Consider the following 17357-nt stretch of genomic DNA (forward strand, 5'->3'; position numbering starts at 1 on the left):
CTTGCCATGAGAAGCAGCCATTAAACGATTTATGTTTATAGTTTAAAATATTGGAGTAATTATGACAAAAATAGCTAAATATACAATACTGATTTTTTTAGTAGCTTTACAAGTTGTCTATTTAATAGAAATAATAGAAAGGGTTATTTTAAATAAATGGAGTGATATATTCTTTCCATGTATTTTTTCTTTATCTATTTGGAATGCTATCTATATATTTTACAGAAAGGCAAAATAACAAAAGGCGTTCAGGAGTTGCTTGAGCAAAGCCCTGTCTTCCGTCCGGTCGATAAAATTCTCTTCGGTAGCCAAAGTACCAAAGACAATGCGCAGCGCTACTTAACTTTATCATAACGAGAATGATACTTTGCAAAGAATTTCACGAGGGCGCAACCGGCAGATGGTATGATGTATGTAACTGCTCGAAATGTAGTGATGAGAAAATGTCTTCGTTCCAAAGAGATTGTTGATCTGGACACTGATCTCATATCGCTTGGTGCGATAGGAAAGCATAAAATCCGAAAAGTATGATGTTTTCATACTCTCATCATTGCTGTGATACAACTCGTGTCTCCACTCCATCTGCCAGTTACCTGGCATCACGAACAGTTTCAGTTCATGCTGGAAGAAGTCGATGCCATCACCATCCTGTGATGCGTCTTTCCGATTGTGCAACTTGGAATGGTTGTAAGAGCTGTTTTCAGTTAAAGAGAACAGAGGCGTTGGCATCCAAGATAACTTGAATTCCACCTGGTCGCTCTTGGTCTGGTAGGGTGTAAGTTGGTCGGATATCAATAGCTGATAGTTGTACCACATCATCTCCCTTCCTATCGTAATGCTCAGTTTTCCCAGCGCAAAGGCCTTGGTGATGTCTCCGTTCAGGAAGTATCTTTCTGTATGGGTGCGCATATCGGTTGCCTTAGCCTGGAAAATCTGACCATCCAACAATTGGCTCTGATAAACGGGGATGTTGCCGTTGCCAGAATAGTTGCCGGAAAGATTGAAGAACAATCCATTTACCGGATTACCGTAAGCAAATGTGCCCCAAAGCAAGTCTGAGGTCATCCGCTCTATTTTTCCGATTCCAATCATCCTGGTCATATAACTGCTGTAATATGGAAAGGAGGCTATTGCTGAAAATGGATCGAGCGTACTTGTCTTTCGATATCCTGCCTTGGCCTCCGTGGTTGCTGTCAGCTGATACGACATGTTCAGCGTAGGACTCCATTGGAACATTTGTCTGGATTCCTGCAAATAGCTGACCTGCGATAATTTCAGATTGCATGATGCTGAGAAATTGAAACCGGACAGGATTTCCAGACTGATCTTTGGCATCAGCATTCCGTTTACCTGCTCCAGAGTTTGCTTCTGTTCAGTCTGCCATACCTGATTCACACTTTCTTTCCTGTAATCAACACTGGCATCGTAGGAGATGTTGAATCCCATCACCTTATGGCGGAATCCGGTAGATGCACAGAAGGCGGAAGCGGTATGATCGAGTTTCTGTACTCCATCTTCAAGCAGGGCTAAGAGATTGGACTGATTTTGATAGGAGCCTAGGACATTGATGGTAAAACTACGGTTGTTGTCATAGTTGTGTATCAGCTTGAAATCTTCTCCGACAAACAGATGGTGGGGTTTCACGTATTGAAGCATCTCCCCATCTTTTAATTCAGTCTTTGCCGAGGAATGGTTCCAGTCCATCGTCCATATTACCATTCCGTTCAGATAGTTCTTGCTGGAGTTCTGGGTGTATTGCAGCTCTGTGGTCAATTCGTTCCTATATTTGTCTGCCTGCGTTTCTTCTGTTACCACAGGCATTCCCAAAACATCCGTGTAAGTAGTCTGCTCTTCAATATGTCCCAGGCTATGGTCTTTCAGAAAGGTAGCCTGCAGACGCAGGTTCCTGTCCTTCTCCAATTTAGCCAACCAGTTGGTGGCAAAGAGATGAGTGTCATTGAAGTTGTATCGTTTCAAATCCAATTGGCTGCTGCCTATAGGAATTTCCGAGACCCAATCTCCAGAACGATTATCCTGCAAGTCGGAATTTTGTGCCAGGGAGGTTACTTCGTGCTGAATGTCCAGTCCAGTATTGTTGCACTTATACATGGATATGTTCTGCATTTTCCTGCCAAACATCATGGCAGTTAGTTTTCCATCGCGCTGGAAGGTCTTTCCGTCAGCCTTTTGTAGCTGGGACCCCATTCCCACATCCATCCTGCCTGACCACACATTCTTGGCATCATCATTAAGAACAATATTCAGGGCAGCCTGATTCGAGAACTCTACATTCTTCAAGGCTTTGATTGGCTGATGGTTTTTGAGGACTTCTACATTCTTCACCTTATCGGCAGAGAGGTTTTCGGACGCCATGGCATACTTTTTTCCCATCAAGTCCATACCTTCTATATAAAACTTGTTGATGGCGGTACCCTGGAAGGTGATAGTGCCATTGTCTTTTACTTCCAATCCCGGCATTTTGGCGATGACATCTGCTATGCTGCGATCTTGCTTCTGTCTGAATCCTGCTACCGAATAGATCAGGGTATCGCTATTTTGTCTGAGACGTTGAGACTTTACCACCACCTCCTTGAGTTTGGTTTCTGCCTCTCGCATATAAACCGTCTGTCCATTCTTGAAAGTGGCAGCAGAAAGTACTTGTCTGGCGTATCCCAGGCATGAGAAAGAAAGAGAAGAAGGGTGTTTCTCCGGATTTACCTCTATCTGGAATCTGCCTTTCTCATCGGTATGCTGGAAGCAGATAGGCTGTTTCTTTCCATCGAAAACAACGACAGAAACATAATCCAATCCTTTATGGGACCGATTATCCTTTACTGTTCCAGAAAACGTTTGTGCCATCGCCATTGCCTGCGATAAAATCAGCAGCAGCAATCCTAAAAACTCTCTTCTCATATTTTCCTTTATCTGTTGTCTTGTTCTACTCTTTTATTTGGAGTGATGTTTTCTTTTGAGTTCTCTTCTATTTCTTGTTCGGCTCATAATACTCTAATAGACAGGCTGTTCTTGGTGTTCCTTTATAAGGATTTATGATTTTTGTTTCACCCACAGCCTTTAAATAAGCAGGGTAATCTTTTGATGCTAATTTTATCAGTCTCTCCAATCTTACAGGAGTTATACGGATTAATTTGCTTAATTGCATCTGCATAGGTTGGTTGACATGTTCCTTGATACCGATGCATTCAAAAAGATATTGTCCCTTGGTATCTTCTGCCTTCAATATCATTCCAGGCAGTCCATCCAACTTCCATGGACCCTCTGAAAATGGGAGGTCAAGAGCATACCATACCTTCCAGCTACGATGTCTGAATGTACAACTAGCTTTCTTGCAAACATAGCCCAAAATAATAGAATCTCCTTCTTCTAGGGTCCAATTCTTCTTGGCAATAGGTTCATCATAGATGAAAGATTTGCCTTTGTCTAATGTATATGTCAGCAGACCTTTGCTTGGATAATTTTTCAAGATCTGTGCATGATATAATGCCACAGGAGTACCCATTGCAAAATAATCTGCAATATCTCCGTTATGAGATTGAATGCTATCTATCAGAAAACTATTTCTGACATCCCAGTAACCATAATTGTGAACTTTGTTCTTGCCTATATCAACTACCATCTCATCATCAAACTTTTTACAGCCCTCATCTGCTGTATACTTCATCGCATAATTGAAACGATAAAGCACGCTGTCAACAGTGCGCAATTGAGCAGAACAATGGAGTGAAATGAAAAGGCTCAATAAAAATAAAACTTGTTTCATTATAATTTCAATTATTAAATTCTATAGAACAAGAACAGAAGGAATCTGTCCCTGTTCTATAGAATTGATTACTTACCACATTCGCGAAGCATTTTATCTTGTGCTTCTTTAATTTGCTTATCTGTTGCCTTTCCCTCAAAAACAGTATTTGGAACTTTTTCACATGGTGAAACTACAATTGTACAAAATGTGTTCTCTTCAGAAGCGGCAAATGCACCTGTTGACATTGTCAACATAAATGCGAAAAATAAAATCTTTTTCATTGTTTCTATTAATTTTTAATTTACATAAATACTTCCCTTGTACATTATACTGTCGTTTGAAATAGACAGTTGATAATGTCCACTCAACTCCTGTGGTAAAATGAAGACAGTATCTGTAATAATATAGGTACAGGTTTCTCCATTCTCACTTTCTAAGATGAGTGTATAACCTATGACGTGTTTTGGTACAGTTAAAGTATGATTAACCAAATCGACAATCAAAGGGTGACTTATAGAACGAGTTCCTTTGTTTGCTTTTTGATTCTTATAAACAATACTAGAAACCAATTCATAAGGCTCTGCTCTCGAATGGATGGGACTCCCAAATAAAATCCCTCCAACAATCAATGTACTTGTTAAACGTTTCATTTTCATCTTATTTTAAAAAACGTTGCAAAAGTACTCATTTGCTGCGAAAGCAACAAGAGAAACTTGATTTTAAATTTTACTCAAATTTTACATGGCTCCGTAAGTTGCGCGAAATCAATCTTTTATAGGAAAAATCCATCAAGTGCAAGGTTGACTTTAATTATGTAATTTGGCAGACAAACTTATCAAAATCTTTTGGAGATCCTACCTTGTTGCATAACTTTTCTAGCATTCTTTTTCTTGCAGCAGATACTCCTGATGCAGAAAGATCAACGAGATTTGCTATTGATGAAGAAGGAATTCCCATTCTAACCAACAGGCAAATCTGATAGTCTTTAGGGCTTACACGCTCTTTCAATATTGGAACAAATGACGGAACCAAACGTTCTATGGTTGCAGCCAGCTCACTCCAATCTTCATATTGCAGGCTCTCTCTCGGATGCATTTCTATATATCTTATTTTTTTATAAATGGACGAGTTCCTCAAAATAATATCGGTATCAGAGAGCAATGGATTGGAAAATTTCTCTTGAATCTCTTTAACCTCTTTCTTCAGACGATTGATAGCTTCCTCTTTCTCCCGGACAATCATAGTCTGTTCTTTTCCATTTTCTGTAACCACATGTTCCAACTCATCTTGTAGCTTCTTTAATTTTAACAGACTGTCTTCATACAGCAACCTTGTGGCGGCATTTCGCTTTTTCTTCAGGATTAACTGTTGTCTATAAATGATGGTTACAACAAACAGGATAACAATGCTTCCCAAGATTACAATATGTATAGTTCGGTTTCTCAGTTCTGCTTTTTGCTCCGCTTTCCTTGCTTTTTCCTGATTTCTACTGTAGTCATACATTGCTTGCATTTGCTGCAACTGAGAATGTCGAGCTTCTATTATACTCGAATCATTATACTCCGAACTCAACAAAGCATATTTTGATGCCAGTAAAGGTTGATTGTTTTTTAAATAATATTGAGCCAAAGCTTTGGATGTGACACATTTGTTTCCAAATGACTTACATTTTTCCCAGCTCTGCATAAGATAAGTGTAAGCAGAGTCTAATTGGGAAGTGCACAAATAGTACAATCCTTTCTCGTATAATACAAAAGCTTTAGAATCAGAATAATTGGTATTCCCTTCATAGCCTGTAGATTGATACGCATCAAATGCCTTCTTTGCATTTACCCAATCTTTCTTTTTCATATAATAATCATAATTACAGCCAAAAGCAATGGCTGCTTCACGCTTATATCCCAATAATTGTAGTTTCTTCGCAACTCTTGTATTTATGGCAAATGCAGAATCTGGCATTCCTAAAAACTCATACGCACCAGATATATTCTGGTAATAGAGCAGTGCATTTAATGTGTCTTTTGCCAAATAGCCATATTGGGTTGCTTTAGTAAATGATTGTATTACTTGATAGGGTAAATATTGCTTGTCAAACAGTATTCCCATCTGACCATATATCCTAAAAAGAATTGCATAATCACAATCTGTAGATGTTGTATCCGCCTGCTCTGTTGCCTTATTATAGTATTCCAAAGCCATAGGTGCTTCATGCATATCTCTATATACACAGCCTAAGATGTAGTAGGCTAACATCCGTTCATTATCTGAACCATAATGATTGTAATAATCTGTCACTTCCAACATTATGCTATCAGAAGTAAAGGGAATATATGCCTTGTTCATCGCCTTATGACGCAACAACTCATAGCGCATCTTTTGCGCTTGGGTAAACTCTGGCAGCTGGGACTTGACCCCATCAAGCATCCGGATGACAACCGTTGCGGAGTCATCATCTACTTCCATGATGCTATCTGCGCGCTGCATTAAATCATCATACTTGCTGTTGCCAGAACAAGCGGTAAAAAACAATATGATGCATGTTAAATATATGACCTTTTGTTTCATTTCTCAAAATGATAAAAAAGTTACCCTGAACTAATTAGCTTAGGGTAACTTTTTGTATTTATGCCTTATTCATCATCCTTGTTGTCTGCCACAACCTGCGGACCTCTTACCTTGTCCTTTAGGCTCAGACCTTTCTTGATTTCTATGTTCACACCATCGCTCAATCCGGTGGTTACTTGCTTGCGCTCGTAGGTCTTCTTCTCGCCGCTGCCCTTTACGATATAAACAAAGGTGCTGTCTCCGCTGAACTCAATGGCACTCTCCGGAACGGTGAGAACCTTCAGAGCCTTGGATAATACTATCTCGGCGTTGGCGCTGTAGCCGGAACGGATCTTGCCGCCCTTTACTGAGCGGACGGCTGCCTTTACCTCAAACTGGTTGGCTCCATTGTTCTCTACAGCCTTTGGAGAAATGTACTCCAGGTCGGCATCAAACTTCAAATCCTGCATCGCTCCGATGGTAATCTTCATCGGCATTCCCACTACCAGATTGCCGACCTCGGTCTCATCGATGTTGCCACGGAAGATGAGGTCGTTCATGTTTGCTACACTGGCGATGGTGGTTCCGTCATTGAAGGTGTTGGCAAGAATCACGGAGTTACCCACCTTGACAGGAATATCGAGGATAATTCCCGAAATGGTAGAACGGATGAGGGTGGAAGAGGCGCTGGCGTTGCTCTTGGAAACACCATCACGAACCACTTCGAGCGCATCAAGGGCGGCAACCTTCTCCTCCTTTGCCTGTTGCAACGATTGTTTCACTTTGTCAAACTCATCGGCGCTGACCAGCTGCTTCTTGTAGAGCTGTTCCTCGCGACCATAGTTTACCTGTGCCTGCTTCAGGTTAATCTCGGCAAGGCGCACACGAGCCTGCGCCGAACTGAGCTGTCCCATATCCGGAATCACCTTTACCTTGGCGATTACCTCGCCTGCCTGCACGAAATCGCCTGCCTGCTTGCAGATTTCGGTGATGATACCGCTGATCTGAGGCTTTACGTTCACCTCGTTGCGAGGCTCTATCTTACCCGTAATCACCGTGGTTTTCAACACATCGCCCATCTTTGGGGTAAACTCGGTATATTCCACAGGCTTAGGCTGTGATTTCTCATAAAGGAACACGAAGGTTCCGATGAAAATCAAGGCGACTATCGCCGCAACAATCAACTTTGAATACTTTTTCATATCTTTTATATCTTATTTTTCTTTTATTCGTCTCTCATTGCATCTACCGGCTTGATGCTCATGGCTCGCCACGCTGGGGCAAGTCCGGCAAGACCGCCGAGGATGCAGATGAGGATGGCTGAAGAGATGGCTGTCCAGAAATCTACCTGGAAGTGGGCGGTGAGAATGCCATCCGTGGTGTTCGCCATTTCCAGCATCTGCAGGATGGCTACTCCGAAGATGATGCCGCTCATGCCTGCTACCAGGGTGAGGAGAATACTCTCTGAGATGATTTGCGAGAGAATCATCTTAGGCGTGGCTCCGATGGCTCGGCGAATGCCTATCTCGGTGGTTCGCTCCTTCACCGTTACCATCATGATGTTGGAAACTCCGATGGCGCCGGCGAGAAGGGTGCCAATACCTACCAGCCAGATGAGGAAGTTGACGCCCTTAAACAGATTGTCGAGCATCTGGAAGAGCACCTCCGTATTGAACACCATGATTCCCTTTTCATCTGAAGGGTCGATGTTGTGGGCCCTGGCTATGGTTTCACGCATTCGCTGGGCGATGCTGCTCATTACCACGCCCGGCTTACCGGTGGTAGCGATGATGTCGATGGCGGTTCCGCGGTTGTAGGCGGTGCGGAGCACAGATTGCGGAATGGTGATGGTTTCGTCGGCTCTACCGCCGAAGTTGATGCCATTTCCCGAGCGGTAATCTACACCCACCACCGTGTAATAGGTGGAATCCACTCGCACGCTCTTGCCGCACGGGTCACCGCTGCCGGGGAAGAGGGTCTTGTAAATCTGTTTGCCAATGACGCAAACCTTGCGCTGGCGGCGCACATCCATCTCGTTGATGTATCTGCCGTAAAACATTTTAGGTGCGGAAACCTGGGCGTAATCGGGATTCACACCCTGCGTGCTGCCGCTGAATTTCTTGTCGCCAAACACCACCGACTTGTTGCCTCCGAAGAGCAGCGGGGTAATGACATCGAGTTCGGGTACCCTGTGGCGCAGTCGCTCCAGGTCTTTCTCTTCCATCTGCCAGGAACGCCCCTTGTTGAATCCCTTGTAGGGTTTGGTGGTGTTCTGCGCCCAGATGATGGCGGTGTTGGTGGCGAAGCCTGCGAAGTTGTTTTGCAGCATCTCCTTCAGTCCTTGTCCGCCACCCATCAGGGCGATGAGCATAAACACGCCCCAGAACACGCCGAAGCCCGTGAGCAGACTGCGGCTCTTGTTCCTCGTGATGGTGTCGAGAATCTCTTTATATGTATCTAAATCTAATCGCATAATAATAATTTATAGTTTATTCTGCTCTCAGCGCCTCTATCGGTCGGATTCTTGCAGCCTTGATGGCTGGGATGAGTCCGGCGATGGTGCCTGCGATGACGATGGCGATGGTAGCACCGATGCAGGTGCCGAGGCCCACCGTAGGGTTCACAAACATGGCGGCTTTAAACAGTCCGGTATCTACGGTGGTGTGGCCGATGGTTGCGTCCATGATTTCGTTTGCTGCCACGCCGCAGACCATTCCGATGTAGCCGAAGAACGAGGTGATGATGATGCTCTCGGTGATGATGAGCTTCAGTATCGACCAAGGTTTGGCACCGATGGCTTTTCTTACGCCAAACTCTCGGGTTCGCTCCTTTACGGTGATGAGCATGATGTTGCTTACGCCCACGATGCCGCTCAGCAGAGTGAACAGACCTACTATCCAGAGGGCAGTCTGCATGATGGCGATTCCCTGGTTCATCTGGATATTGTCCATGTATCGGTTCCAGAGCCAGATGGTGCGATCGTCATCAGGTGCAGCCTGGTGGTTGTTGTTGATGCTGGCACGATAGTTCTTCTCAAACTGCTCGTTATCTTCCTTGGTCTTCAGATTCTTGATGGTGAACTCCAGACTTCCTGCATCATCGCCCTTGGCGTAGATGGTCTTTATGGTGGAGTAGGCGATGAAAGCATCGGTATTGTTGCGCGATTCATCATCCTTGTAAATTCCTACCACCTGGAAGTTGAGGTTGCTGATCTTTACGTTCTTGCCCACCAGCGAACGGTAGTCTTTGCTGAGTTCCTTGGCCTGGCTTCGGCTCAGCACCACATTCTTGCGCTGGTCCTTCATATCGATTTCGTTGATGAATCGTCCGGCAATCAGCTCCGTCTTGTCGATTTTGGGATGTGTAGGAGCCACACCCACCAATGACTGGCTTGCCACATAATTATCGCCGTAGTTGATGTTCACGTTATACTGTTCCAATCTTCCACCCACATCATCCACGTATTGACCATAGGTCTGGTTGCTGATGAGGATGTCCCTGTCGTTGAGCGTGATGCTTCTGCCTTCCTTCAGTCCCTTGTAAGCCTTGGAGGTTTCGCCCGGGAATACTCGCATGGAGTTGGCAAGGAATCGGGTGCTTTGCTGCAACTGGGCATTAATCAGTCCGTTGCCGGCGCCCAGCAGGAATATCAGCATGAAGATTCCCCAGGCAACGGCAAATCCCGTGAGCGAAGTGCGGAGCTTGTTGCGCTTCGACGTGCTCCATATTTCTTTGATTAATTCTCTCATTATTTTTAGTTAATAATTAATAGTTGATAGTTTATAGAGGGCTGGCGCCATCAGCAGTTCTGCCCTATTAACTATAAACTTTAAACTATAAACTTCTTACTTCACGTAGTCTTTCGATACGAGATGATGGTCTCTGTTGTCTTCGATGCTTCCGATGAGTCCGTCCTTGATATGGATAACCTTATCGGTCTCGTTGGCAACACCGCTTTCGTGGGTTACCACCACGATAGTCATTCCCTCTTTCTGGTGCAGTTCCTTCAGTAGGTCCATCACTTCCACGCTCGTTTTGGAGTCGAGGGCTCCGGTAGGCTCATCGGCAAGGATGATTTCGGGTTTGGTGATGAGGGCACGGGCGATGGCTACACGCTGCTTCTGTCCTCCCGACATCTCGTTGGGATAATGGTTGGCCCATTGCTTCAAGCCCAGTTTTTCGAGATATTCCATTGCCAGTTCGTGGCGCTTCTTGCGGCTCACGCCCTGGTAGAAGAGTGGAAGCTCCACGTTTTCCACCGCTGTCTTGAACGAGATGAGGTTGAACGACTGGAAGATGAAGCCTATCATCTTGTTGCGGTATTCGGCAGCACGGGTTTCCGAGAGGTCTTTGATGAGCACATCATTGAGTCGGTATTCGCCCGTATCGTAGTTGTCGAGAATACCCAATATATTTAATAAGGTGGATTTTCCCGAGCCGGAAGCACCCATGATGCTGACGAACTCGCCACGTTCGATGTCGAGGTCGATGCCCTTCAGCACATGGAGTGGCTGAGCACCCTGATAGGTCTTGTTGACGTCTTTTAGATGAATTAATGACATATAATACGTTTGTTTATTGATATGAATTTTAAACGTTAGACGCTTGCAACCTTCAGAAAGTTGCAAGCGTAGCCCTTTTTTAAAAACGTGATTATATCCACCTTATTATATATAAGGCAAAGATAGTTGTTAGAAATATACTTTTTAAGATAAATAGTGTCATCATATTCTTATCTTTTTGAGATTCTTCTCCAACTCTTCCTTCACTTCATCGATGGAGATGTCGAGAAGCTGCATTTGTCGAGCGAGTTCCGGGAGTCTTTCTTTCATAAACTCCTTCTTGCGGGTCTTTTTGATTTGCTTCTTGGCTCCTGCGGAAACAAAGTAGCCCAGGCCTCGCTTGTTGTAGATGATCTCATCGGTGGCAAGCAGGTCGTATGCCTTCACGGTTGTGTTGGCATTTACCTCCAGCAGCACGGCGTATTCCCTGACGCTCGGTATTCGCTCGTCCTCCTTGTACTTGCCCGCCAGAATCTCATCGCTCAGTCGCTCGGCTATCTGTACGTATATCGCTTTATCATTACTGAAAATCATAATACTTTTGTTTTAAAGTTTTATCATTCTTATCGATATTTTCTTTTCATACTTCTTTTCTTCTCCTAGATGTTGATCCACTTGTTGCAGATTACTTGCATACGGGTGAAGAGCTTGTAGGATGCCCAGAGGCTGAAGGCTGCCAAAGCAAGGAAAACGACCGACCAGAAGATGGCGATGCAGAGAGAAGTGCCCGGATTATCATAGTTAAAATGCTTGAAGAAATCGAAAGCTCCCCATTCTTCAAGTTCGCTGCCACAATAACCTATAATCATGAAAATGATAATGCCAGATACGGCTGTCAGGATGATTGGCTGTTTGCGGAAGAATGTGCCGCCTAGCAGGCAGAAGGAGTAAATCATGGTGAGAAAGCTCCATCCGAGTATGGCTGCATCTATTTTATATTGCCCCGCTAAGATACAGATAGGATTGTCACCGGTATTGGTTGCGGCTTTGTATATTTTACTTAGAGAACTTCCGATGATACTTGCATGGTAACCGGGAGTCATGAAGAAGCTCAATACAAACTGCACGAAGTCGGCTATAAGTGTAGCAATGAGCATCATGAGGATACTGCCTACACTCATCATCAGGAAACGAGCTGCATATTTTTCCAGATTGTTGGCTGGCAACATCATGAAATTCTCACGTTGCAGCTTGGTCTTCATATTGCTAAAGATGTTGCAGGGAGATATGAAGAAAAACAATATGACAATAGCGGCAAGGAATCCTGTCATGTTACTTTCGTAGTAATTACCCAAATCTCCTTCTACTATAAAATGGCTATGAGGAAAAGAATAAAGCATGGAAATGGAAAGCATGATGATGCCGATAGCCAATCCTGCTATACTGTAGAAATAGCTTTTCCAGTTGGTAAGCAAGTCCCAACGCAGCACCATTCCGAATCTATGTAAATCAAAAGTCTTGTTCATAATCGTTGTTATTTAAAGATAATTTTATATTTTTCTAATTCTCGATAATCTTGATGAACTTGATTTGAGCTTGATGAATAGCTCTTACTCGGCAAGTTTTCCGCCAATCACTGCATTGAACAGCAATTCCAGATTCATCTGTGTTTCCTGTTCACCCTCCTGTCGCTTGCAGATGGCGGCATTGCCCTGCAGGGTTGGTTCGGCGTAGAGCACGGTGTCGTCCATCTCCTGTGGGTTGCGGTACTCGAAGGTGTATTTCTCGCAGATGTCTGAAACCGATGCATCGAGCAGGAGCTGGCTCTGGTTCATGATGATGATGTGGTCGAGCAACGACTCTACATCGTGCACCTGATGAGTAGAGATGATGAGGGTGCGGTCTTCCGTCATGTTGTTGGCGATGACCTTACGGAACTGGCTCTTCGATGGGATGTCGAGACCATTGGTTGGCTCGTCCATCAGAAGAAAGCGGGTACCCGTGGCGAGTGCGAAACTCATGAATACCTTCTTCTTCTGTCCCATCGAGAGTTCGTTCAAATTGAGAGAGAGTGGTAAATCAAAATCCTTGAGGCAACGGTCCAATACTTCCTGCGAGAAGTTAGGATAGAACTCCTGGTTCATCTTCACGTAGGTGGCGAGGGAAACGTTGGGCAGTTCAAACTCTTCGGGCACCATGAAGATGTCCTTCAGCATCTCTGCTCTGCGATCTTGTGCCGAAATGCCATCCACGAGAACGGTACCTTGTTGCTGGCGGAGCAATCCGCTGATGAGGTAGAGCAGGGTGCTCTTGCCTGTACCGTTCTTACCGAGCAAGCCATAAATGTTGTTCTCCTTGAGTTCCAAAGAGAAATCTCTAAATACAAGGTGCTTGCTACCTGGGTATCTGAAATCAATGTCTTTAATCTGTATCATAATCTTTAATGTTTTAGTGTACTACTTCAATAGAACACTGCAAAGGTATGCTTTTTTTCAATAAGTTCCAAACTTTTGGGCAATTATTTTCATACTTTAACGTAATGTTAACATTATCACCTTATTATATTAAGAAAGCGGATAGTAATGCTAAGCAGATGGTTATAAGAATATGCAAAAGAAAAGGCCCGATATAGACGAAATATCTACATCGGGACCTGAAGTTTTGGGAATAGCTTTTGCTATTTATTCTATTTTATTAATGTGCTTCTAGCCAGTTTTTCCCCCAGCCGGCATCGGCTACTAAAGGTACACAGAGCTTATAAGCATTCTGCATTTCTTCTACAACAATCTTCTCTACTTTCTCTTTTTCCTCAGGGAAGACAGAGAAGTTGAGTTCATCGTGTACTTGGATTATCATCTTGCTCTTGATGCCTTCAGTCTTGAATCGGTTAAAGATTCTGATCATGGCAACCTTGATGATGTCTGCTTCAGAACCTTGGATAGGAGCATTGATGGCATTGCGCTCTGCGAAGCCTCTTACTGTACCGTTCTTACTGTTGATATCTGGCAGATAACGTCTTCTGTGGAAGAGAGTTTCGGCATAGCCTTTTTCTCTTGCCATTTCCTTAGATTTCTCCATATATGCCTGAACACCGGGGAAGGTACGGAAGTAATCTTCGATTATTTGCTTCGCCTCCTTGTTTTCGATGTTCATGCGCTGGGCAAGTCCGTAGGTAGTAATGCCATAGATGATTCCGAAGTTGGCGGTCTTTGCCTTCTTACGCTGCGTGTCGGTGACGTCTTTGATATCCTTATGCCAGATTTTGGCAGCAGTAGCTGCGTGGATATCGGAACCTTCCCGGAATGCTTCTACCATGTTTGGATCTTCACTCAAATGCGCCATGATACGAAGCTCTATCTGGGAGTAGTCTGCTGAAAAGAATAGACAACCTGGCTCTGGAATAAAGCATCGACGTATCTCCTTTCCGTCATCATCACGTACAGGAATATTCTGTAGGTTTGGATCGCTTGAAGAAAGGCGACCAGTTGCAGTAATTGCCTGGTTGAAGGAAGCGTGAATATGTCCTGTACGAGGATTGATAAGCTTTGGAAGAGCATCTACGTAGGTGCTGAGAAGTTTCTTTAAACCTCTGTAATTCAGAATCTCATCAATGATAGGACTCTTGCTGCGTAATTGTTGTAGCACTTCTTCGCTTGTCACATACTGTCCCGTTTTCGTCTTCTTAGGCTTCTCTACAATCTTCATCTTTCCGAAGAGGATTTCTCCTACTTGGCGAGGGGAGCCAATATTGAAGGATTCGCCAGCCAACTCATAGATATGGTGTTCTATTTCTGAGAGTCGGTTGGTTAAATTATTAGACGTTTCCTTTAAAGTATCCGTGTCGATGCATACTCCGTTCATCTCCATGTGGGCAAGAACCGGTACCAGTGGCATTTCTACATTCCAGAACAGGTCTTCACAATCTATCTCCTTGAGTTTTGGTTCCAATACATTTTTCAATCTCAGTGTGATATCTGCATCTTCTGCTGCATACTCGTAAACTTCGGATGGAGCGAGGTCGCGCATTGATTTCTGATTCTTTCCCTTTGGGCCAATCAACTCTTCGATGTGGACAGTTTGGTAATGAAGGAATACCTCTGCCAGATAATCCATGTTGTGATAGAGTTCTGGTTGGATGATGTAGTGGGCGAGCATCGTGTCGAACATCTTTCCCTGAATCTCTACTCCATAGTTCATCAAGACCTCGTAGTCGTACTTGATGTTTTGTCCCACTTTCAAGATTTCAGGGTTTTCATAGAGAGGTTTAAAGATGTTTACGATTTTTAAGGCTTCTTCACGATTTGCTGGGATCGCTACATAGAAAGCCTCTTTCTCTTTGACTGCAAAGCTTAATCCTACTAATTCTGCATCGATTGCAACCGTAGATGTGGTCTCTGTATCTAGACTTAAAATTTGCTTTGTAATTAAATAGTCATAAAGAAATTTTGCATCTTCCTCTGTTTCAATGAGTTTGTATGAATGCTCAACAGTTTTAATGGTGTCAAAACTCGTGTTTTTTTGCTCTTCTTGACCATCTGCTGGCTGTGCGCCAAATAAATCGAGCTCTCCCATAGGTTTTGTTTGCACCTTTTGAGGTTTTTTAAGAACTCGGTTAGCGAACGACTTAAACTCTAGTTCTGTGAAGATTTCATCCAACTTGGCGTTGTCTGGCTCTACCAATTTCAAGTCTTCCATTTTCAAGTCAACAGGAACATTCGTTCTGATGGTTGCCAAGAATTTCGAGATCTTGATATCTTCAATAGCTCCTTCTACTTTTTCTCGAAGTTTGCCTTTTACTTTAGATGAATTTTCAATCAAGCCTTCTACACTACCAAACTCATTGATGAGTTTGACAGCTGTCTTTTCTCCAACACCTGGGCAGCCCGGGAAATTATCAGCAGAGTCTCCCATTAAAGCAAGTAGGTCAATTACCTGAAGTGGGGAAGCGATGCTGTATTTTTCTTCAATCTCTTCCACTCCTAATTTTTCATATCCACCACCATGCCTTGGTCGGAACATGTATACGTTGTCTCGAACCAGCTGACCATAGTCTTTATCTGGTGTCAGCATATAGGTTTCAATACCTTTTTCTCCTGCTTGAATTGCTATAGTTCCAATGATGTCATCTGCCTCGAAACCGTCTACCTGTAGGATTGGAATATGGTAGGCTTCCAGGATATTTTTGATGATAGGGACTGAGATTTTAATGTCTTCAGGAGTTTCTTCTCGCTGAGCTTTATATGCAGGAAAAGCCTCATGACGGAAGGTCTTGCCATGGTCGAAAGCCACCGCAATATGGGTAGGTTTCTCCTTGGTAAGTATCTCGTTGAGGGTATTGCAAAATCCCATGACACACGAAGTATTGAGTCCCTTCGAATTGATACGAGGAGACTTCATAAAGGCGTAATACGACCTATAAATGAGCGCATAAGCGTCTAAAAGGAACAATTTATCCATAATATTCATTTTTGTGGTGTAAAATTACTAAAAAAATGCGATATTTCAAGAAGAATTGATTAATTTTGTATCAAAATTTAGAAATTTAGTAGATTTACTCATATTCAATGGACTATTTATCACTTATCAAGCAGCCTATTGAGGCTGAATTGGCAGATTTCATAGATTTGTTCAACAAGTCTTTGATGCATAGTGACGGGCTTCTTTCTCAGGTGCTCGATCACATACGTCAGCGTGCAGGAAAACGTATGCGACCTATGCTCATCTTGTTGATGGCCCGTAATTTTGGTAAAATTTCTACCGTCACACAGCATTCTGCAGTAGGATTGGAGCTTCTTCACACAGCTTCTCTTGTGCATGATGATGTTGTGGATGAGAGTGGGGAGCGCCGTGGCCAAGCTAGCGTCAATGCCACATATAATAATAAGGTTGCAGTGTTAGTAGGTGATTTTATTCTCTCTACTGCCTTGCTTCATGTTTCTTATTCTCATTCTGAAGAGATTGTTCGAGATCTTGCTGAGTTGGGACGTATTTTGTCAAATGGAGAGATACTTCAGTTGAACAGTATCAGTAATGAAGAAATCTCGGAAGATATCTATTATCAGGTTATTAAACAGAAGACTGCTGCTCTCTTTGAGGCTTGTGCCGGTATCGGTGCCATGTCAGCAAATGCTTCAGAATTGCAGATAGAAGCGGCTAAGCGCTTTGGTCAGAATCTGGGTATTATCTTCCAAATTCGTGATGATATTTTTGATTATTACGATTCTAAGGAGATAGGTAAACCTACTGGTAATGATATGACAGAAGGTAAACTCACTCTTCCTGTTATCTATGCTTTGAAAGCTACTGGTGATGAGGAGATGATAAAGTTGGCAAGAAAGGTTAAAGCACATACGGTTTCCCAAGATGAAATAGCTCAGTTAGTTGCTTTCACAAAGGAGAATAGTGGTATTGAATATGCAGACAGGCGCATGTGGGATTTTCATGCTGAGGCTATGGATTTCCTTGATAATTATGTTGAAGACAAGGATGTATATAATGCCTTGAAGGCTTATCTTGATTTTGTGATTGAGCGCAAAGCATAATTCGCTTGT

Annotated in this window: 14 protein-coding genes; 1 reads left to right on the forward strand and 13 read right to left on the reverse strand. The window is 43.4% G+C overall.

Features of this window, described 5'->3' with window-relative positions:
• Positions 1 to 348 precede the first annotated feature (348 nt).
• The 13 genes from ACQRBJ_RS07290 to polA form a co-directional block, all read right to left on the reverse strand.
• Complete coding sequence (locus tag ACQRBJ_RS07290; RefSeq protein WP_445303226.1) at positions 349 to 2913, reverse strand: carboxypeptidase-like regulatory domain-containing protein; 2565 nt, start codon at positions 2911 to 2913, stop codon at positions 349 to 351.
• A 67-nt stretch (positions 2914 to 2980) separates the two neighbouring features.
• A complete protein-coding gene (locus ACQRBJ_RS07295) occupies positions 2981 to 3778 on the reverse strand; it encodes a GLPGLI family protein (RefSeq protein ID WP_445303227.1) in 798 nt (265 codons plus the stop codon).
• A 68-nt stretch (positions 3779 to 3846) separates the two neighbouring features.
• Positions 3847 to 4041 carry a hypothetical protein gene (locus ACQRBJ_RS07300; protein ID WP_445303228.1) on the reverse strand — a complete coding sequence of 65 codons (195 nt, stop codon included), beginning with the start codon at positions 4039 to 4041 and terminating at the stop codon, positions 3847 to 3849.
• Between the two features lie 15 nt (positions 4042 to 4056).
• Entirely contained in the window at positions 4057 to 4410 is a 354-nt protein-coding gene (locus tag ACQRBJ_RS07305) for a hypothetical protein (RefSeq protein WP_445303229.1), read from the reverse strand.
• A 160-nt stretch (positions 4411 to 4570) separates the two neighbouring features.
• Positions 4571 to 6223 (reverse strand): helix-turn-helix transcriptional regulator, encoded by a 1653-nt coding sequence (locus ACQRBJ_RS07310; RefSeq protein WP_445303230.1) that lies wholly within the window; start codon positions 6221 to 6223, stop codon positions 4571 to 4573.
• 167 nt (positions 6224 to 6390) lie between these two features.
• Entirely contained in the window at positions 6391 to 7506 is a 1116-nt protein-coding gene (locus ACQRBJ_RS07315) for an efflux RND transporter periplasmic adaptor subunit (RefSeq protein WP_445303231.1), read from the reverse strand.
• A gap of 23 nt (positions 7507 to 7529) precedes the next feature.
• Positions 7530 to 8777 (reverse strand): ABC transporter permease, encoded by a 1248-nt coding sequence (locus ACQRBJ_RS07320; protein ID WP_445303232.1) that lies wholly within the window; start codon positions 8775 to 8777, stop codon positions 7530 to 7532.
• A gap of 16 nt (positions 8778 to 8793) precedes the next feature.
• On the reverse strand, positions 8794 to 10053 hold the full coding sequence (locus ACQRBJ_RS07325) for an ABC transporter permease (protein ID WP_294970633.1): 1260 nt from the start codon (positions 10051 to 10053) through the stop codon (positions 8794 to 8796).
• A 96-nt stretch (positions 10054 to 10149) separates the two neighbouring features.
• Positions 10150 to 10866 carry an ABC transporter ATP-binding protein gene (locus ACQRBJ_RS07330; RefSeq protein WP_006848206.1) on the reverse strand — a complete coding sequence of 239 codons (717 nt, stop codon included), beginning with the start codon at positions 10864 to 10866 and terminating at the stop codon, positions 10150 to 10152.
• A gap of 162 nt (positions 10867 to 11028) precedes the next feature.
• On the reverse strand, positions 11029 to 11400 hold the full coding sequence (locus ACQRBJ_RS07335; RefSeq protein ID WP_119236617.1) for a GntR family transcriptional regulator: 372 nt from the start codon (positions 11398 to 11400) through the stop codon (positions 11029 to 11031).
• A gap of 65 nt (positions 11401 to 11465) precedes the next feature.
• The gene (locus ACQRBJ_RS07340) at positions 11466 to 12332 is read right to left on the reverse strand and encodes a hypothetical protein (protein WP_445303233.1); all 867 of its coding nucleotides are present in this window, start codon (positions 12330 to 12332) and stop codon (positions 11466 to 11468) included.
• Positions 12333 to 12416: 84 nt separating this feature from the next.
• Entirely contained in the window at positions 12417 to 13241 is an 825-nt protein-coding gene (locus ACQRBJ_RS07345) for an ATP-binding cassette domain-containing protein (protein ID WP_445303234.1), read from the reverse strand.
• Positions 13242 to 13500: 259 nt separating this feature from the next.
• Positions 13501 to 16263 (reverse strand): DNA polymerase I, encoded by a 2763-nt coding sequence (gene polA / locus ACQRBJ_RS07350; protein ID WP_445303235.1) that lies wholly within the window; start codon positions 16261 to 16263, stop codon positions 13501 to 13503.
• A gap of 107 nt (positions 16264 to 16370) precedes the next feature.
• On the opposite strand from polA, the gene ACQRBJ_RS07355 reads away from it, so the two are divergent.
• On the forward strand, positions 16371 to 17348 hold the full coding sequence (locus ACQRBJ_RS07355; RefSeq protein WP_295347715.1) for a polyprenyl synthetase family protein: 978 nt from the start codon (positions 16371 to 16373) through the stop codon (positions 17346 to 17348).
• Positions 17349 to 17357 lie beyond the last annotated feature (9 nt).

This window comes from Prevotella sp. SGI.167 (genome assembly GCF_050313615.1).
GTDB lineage: Bacteria > Bacteroidota > Bacteroidia > Bacteroidales > Bacteroidaceae > Prevotella.

What these genes read in the sequence shown, in the direction of transcription:
- ACQRBJ_RS07290 (WP_445303226.1), bottom strand. Translation starts at nt 2,913, where the DNA reads ATGAGAAGAGAGTTTTTAGGATTGCTGCTGCTGATTTTATCGCAGGCA.
- ACQRBJ_RS07295 (WP_445303227.1), bottom strand. Translation starts at nt 3,778, where the DNA reads ATGAAACAAGTTTTATTTTTATTGAGCCTTTTCATTTCACTCCATTGT.
- ACQRBJ_RS07300 (WP_445303228.1), bottom strand. Translation starts at nt 4,041, where the DNA reads ATGAAAAAGATTTTATTTTTCGCATTTATGTTGACAATGTCAACAGGT.
- ACQRBJ_RS07305 (WP_445303229.1), bottom strand. Translation starts at nt 4,410, where the DNA reads ATGAAACGTTTAACAAGTACATTGATTGTTGGAGGGATTTTATTTGGG.
- ACQRBJ_RS07310 (WP_445303230.1), bottom strand. Translation starts at nt 6,223, where the DNA reads ATGGAAGTAGATGATGACTCCGCAACGGTTGTCATCCGGATGCTTGAT.
- ACQRBJ_RS07315 (WP_445303231.1), bottom strand. Translation starts at nt 7,506, where the DNA reads ATGAAAAAGTATTCAAAGTTGATTGTTGCGGCGATAGTCGCCTTGATT.
- ACQRBJ_RS07320 (WP_445303232.1), bottom strand. Translation starts at nt 8,777, where the DNA reads ATGCGATTAGATTTAGATACATATAAAGAGATTCTCGACACCATCACG.
- ACQRBJ_RS07325 (WP_294970633.1), bottom strand. Translation starts at nt 10,053, where the DNA reads ATGAGAGAATTAATCAAAGAAATATGGAGCACGTCGAAGCGCAACAAG.
- ACQRBJ_RS07330 (WP_006848206.1), bottom strand. Translation starts at nt 10,866, where the DNA reads ATGTCATTAATTCATCTAAAAGACGTCAACAAGACCTATCAGGGTGCT.
- ACQRBJ_RS07335 (WP_119236617.1), bottom strand. Translation starts at nt 11,400, where the DNA reads ATGATTTTCAGTAATGATAAAGCGATATACGTACAGATAGCCGAGCGA.
- ACQRBJ_RS07340 (WP_445303233.1), bottom strand. Translation starts at nt 12,332, where the DNA reads ATGAACAAGACTTTTGATTTACATAGATTCGGAATGGTGCTGCGTTGG.
- ACQRBJ_RS07345 (WP_445303234.1), bottom strand. Translation starts at nt 13,241, where the DNA reads ATGATACAGATTAAAGACATTGATTTCAGATACCCAGGTAGCAAGCAC.
- polA (WP_445303235.1), bottom strand. Translation starts at nt 16,263, where the DNA reads ATGGATAAATTGTTCCTTTTAGACGCTTATGCGCTCATTTATAGGTCG.
- ACQRBJ_RS07355 (WP_295347715.1), top strand. Translation starts at nt 16,371, where the DNA reads ATGGACTATTTATCACTTATCAAGCAGCCTATTGAGGCTGAATTGGCA.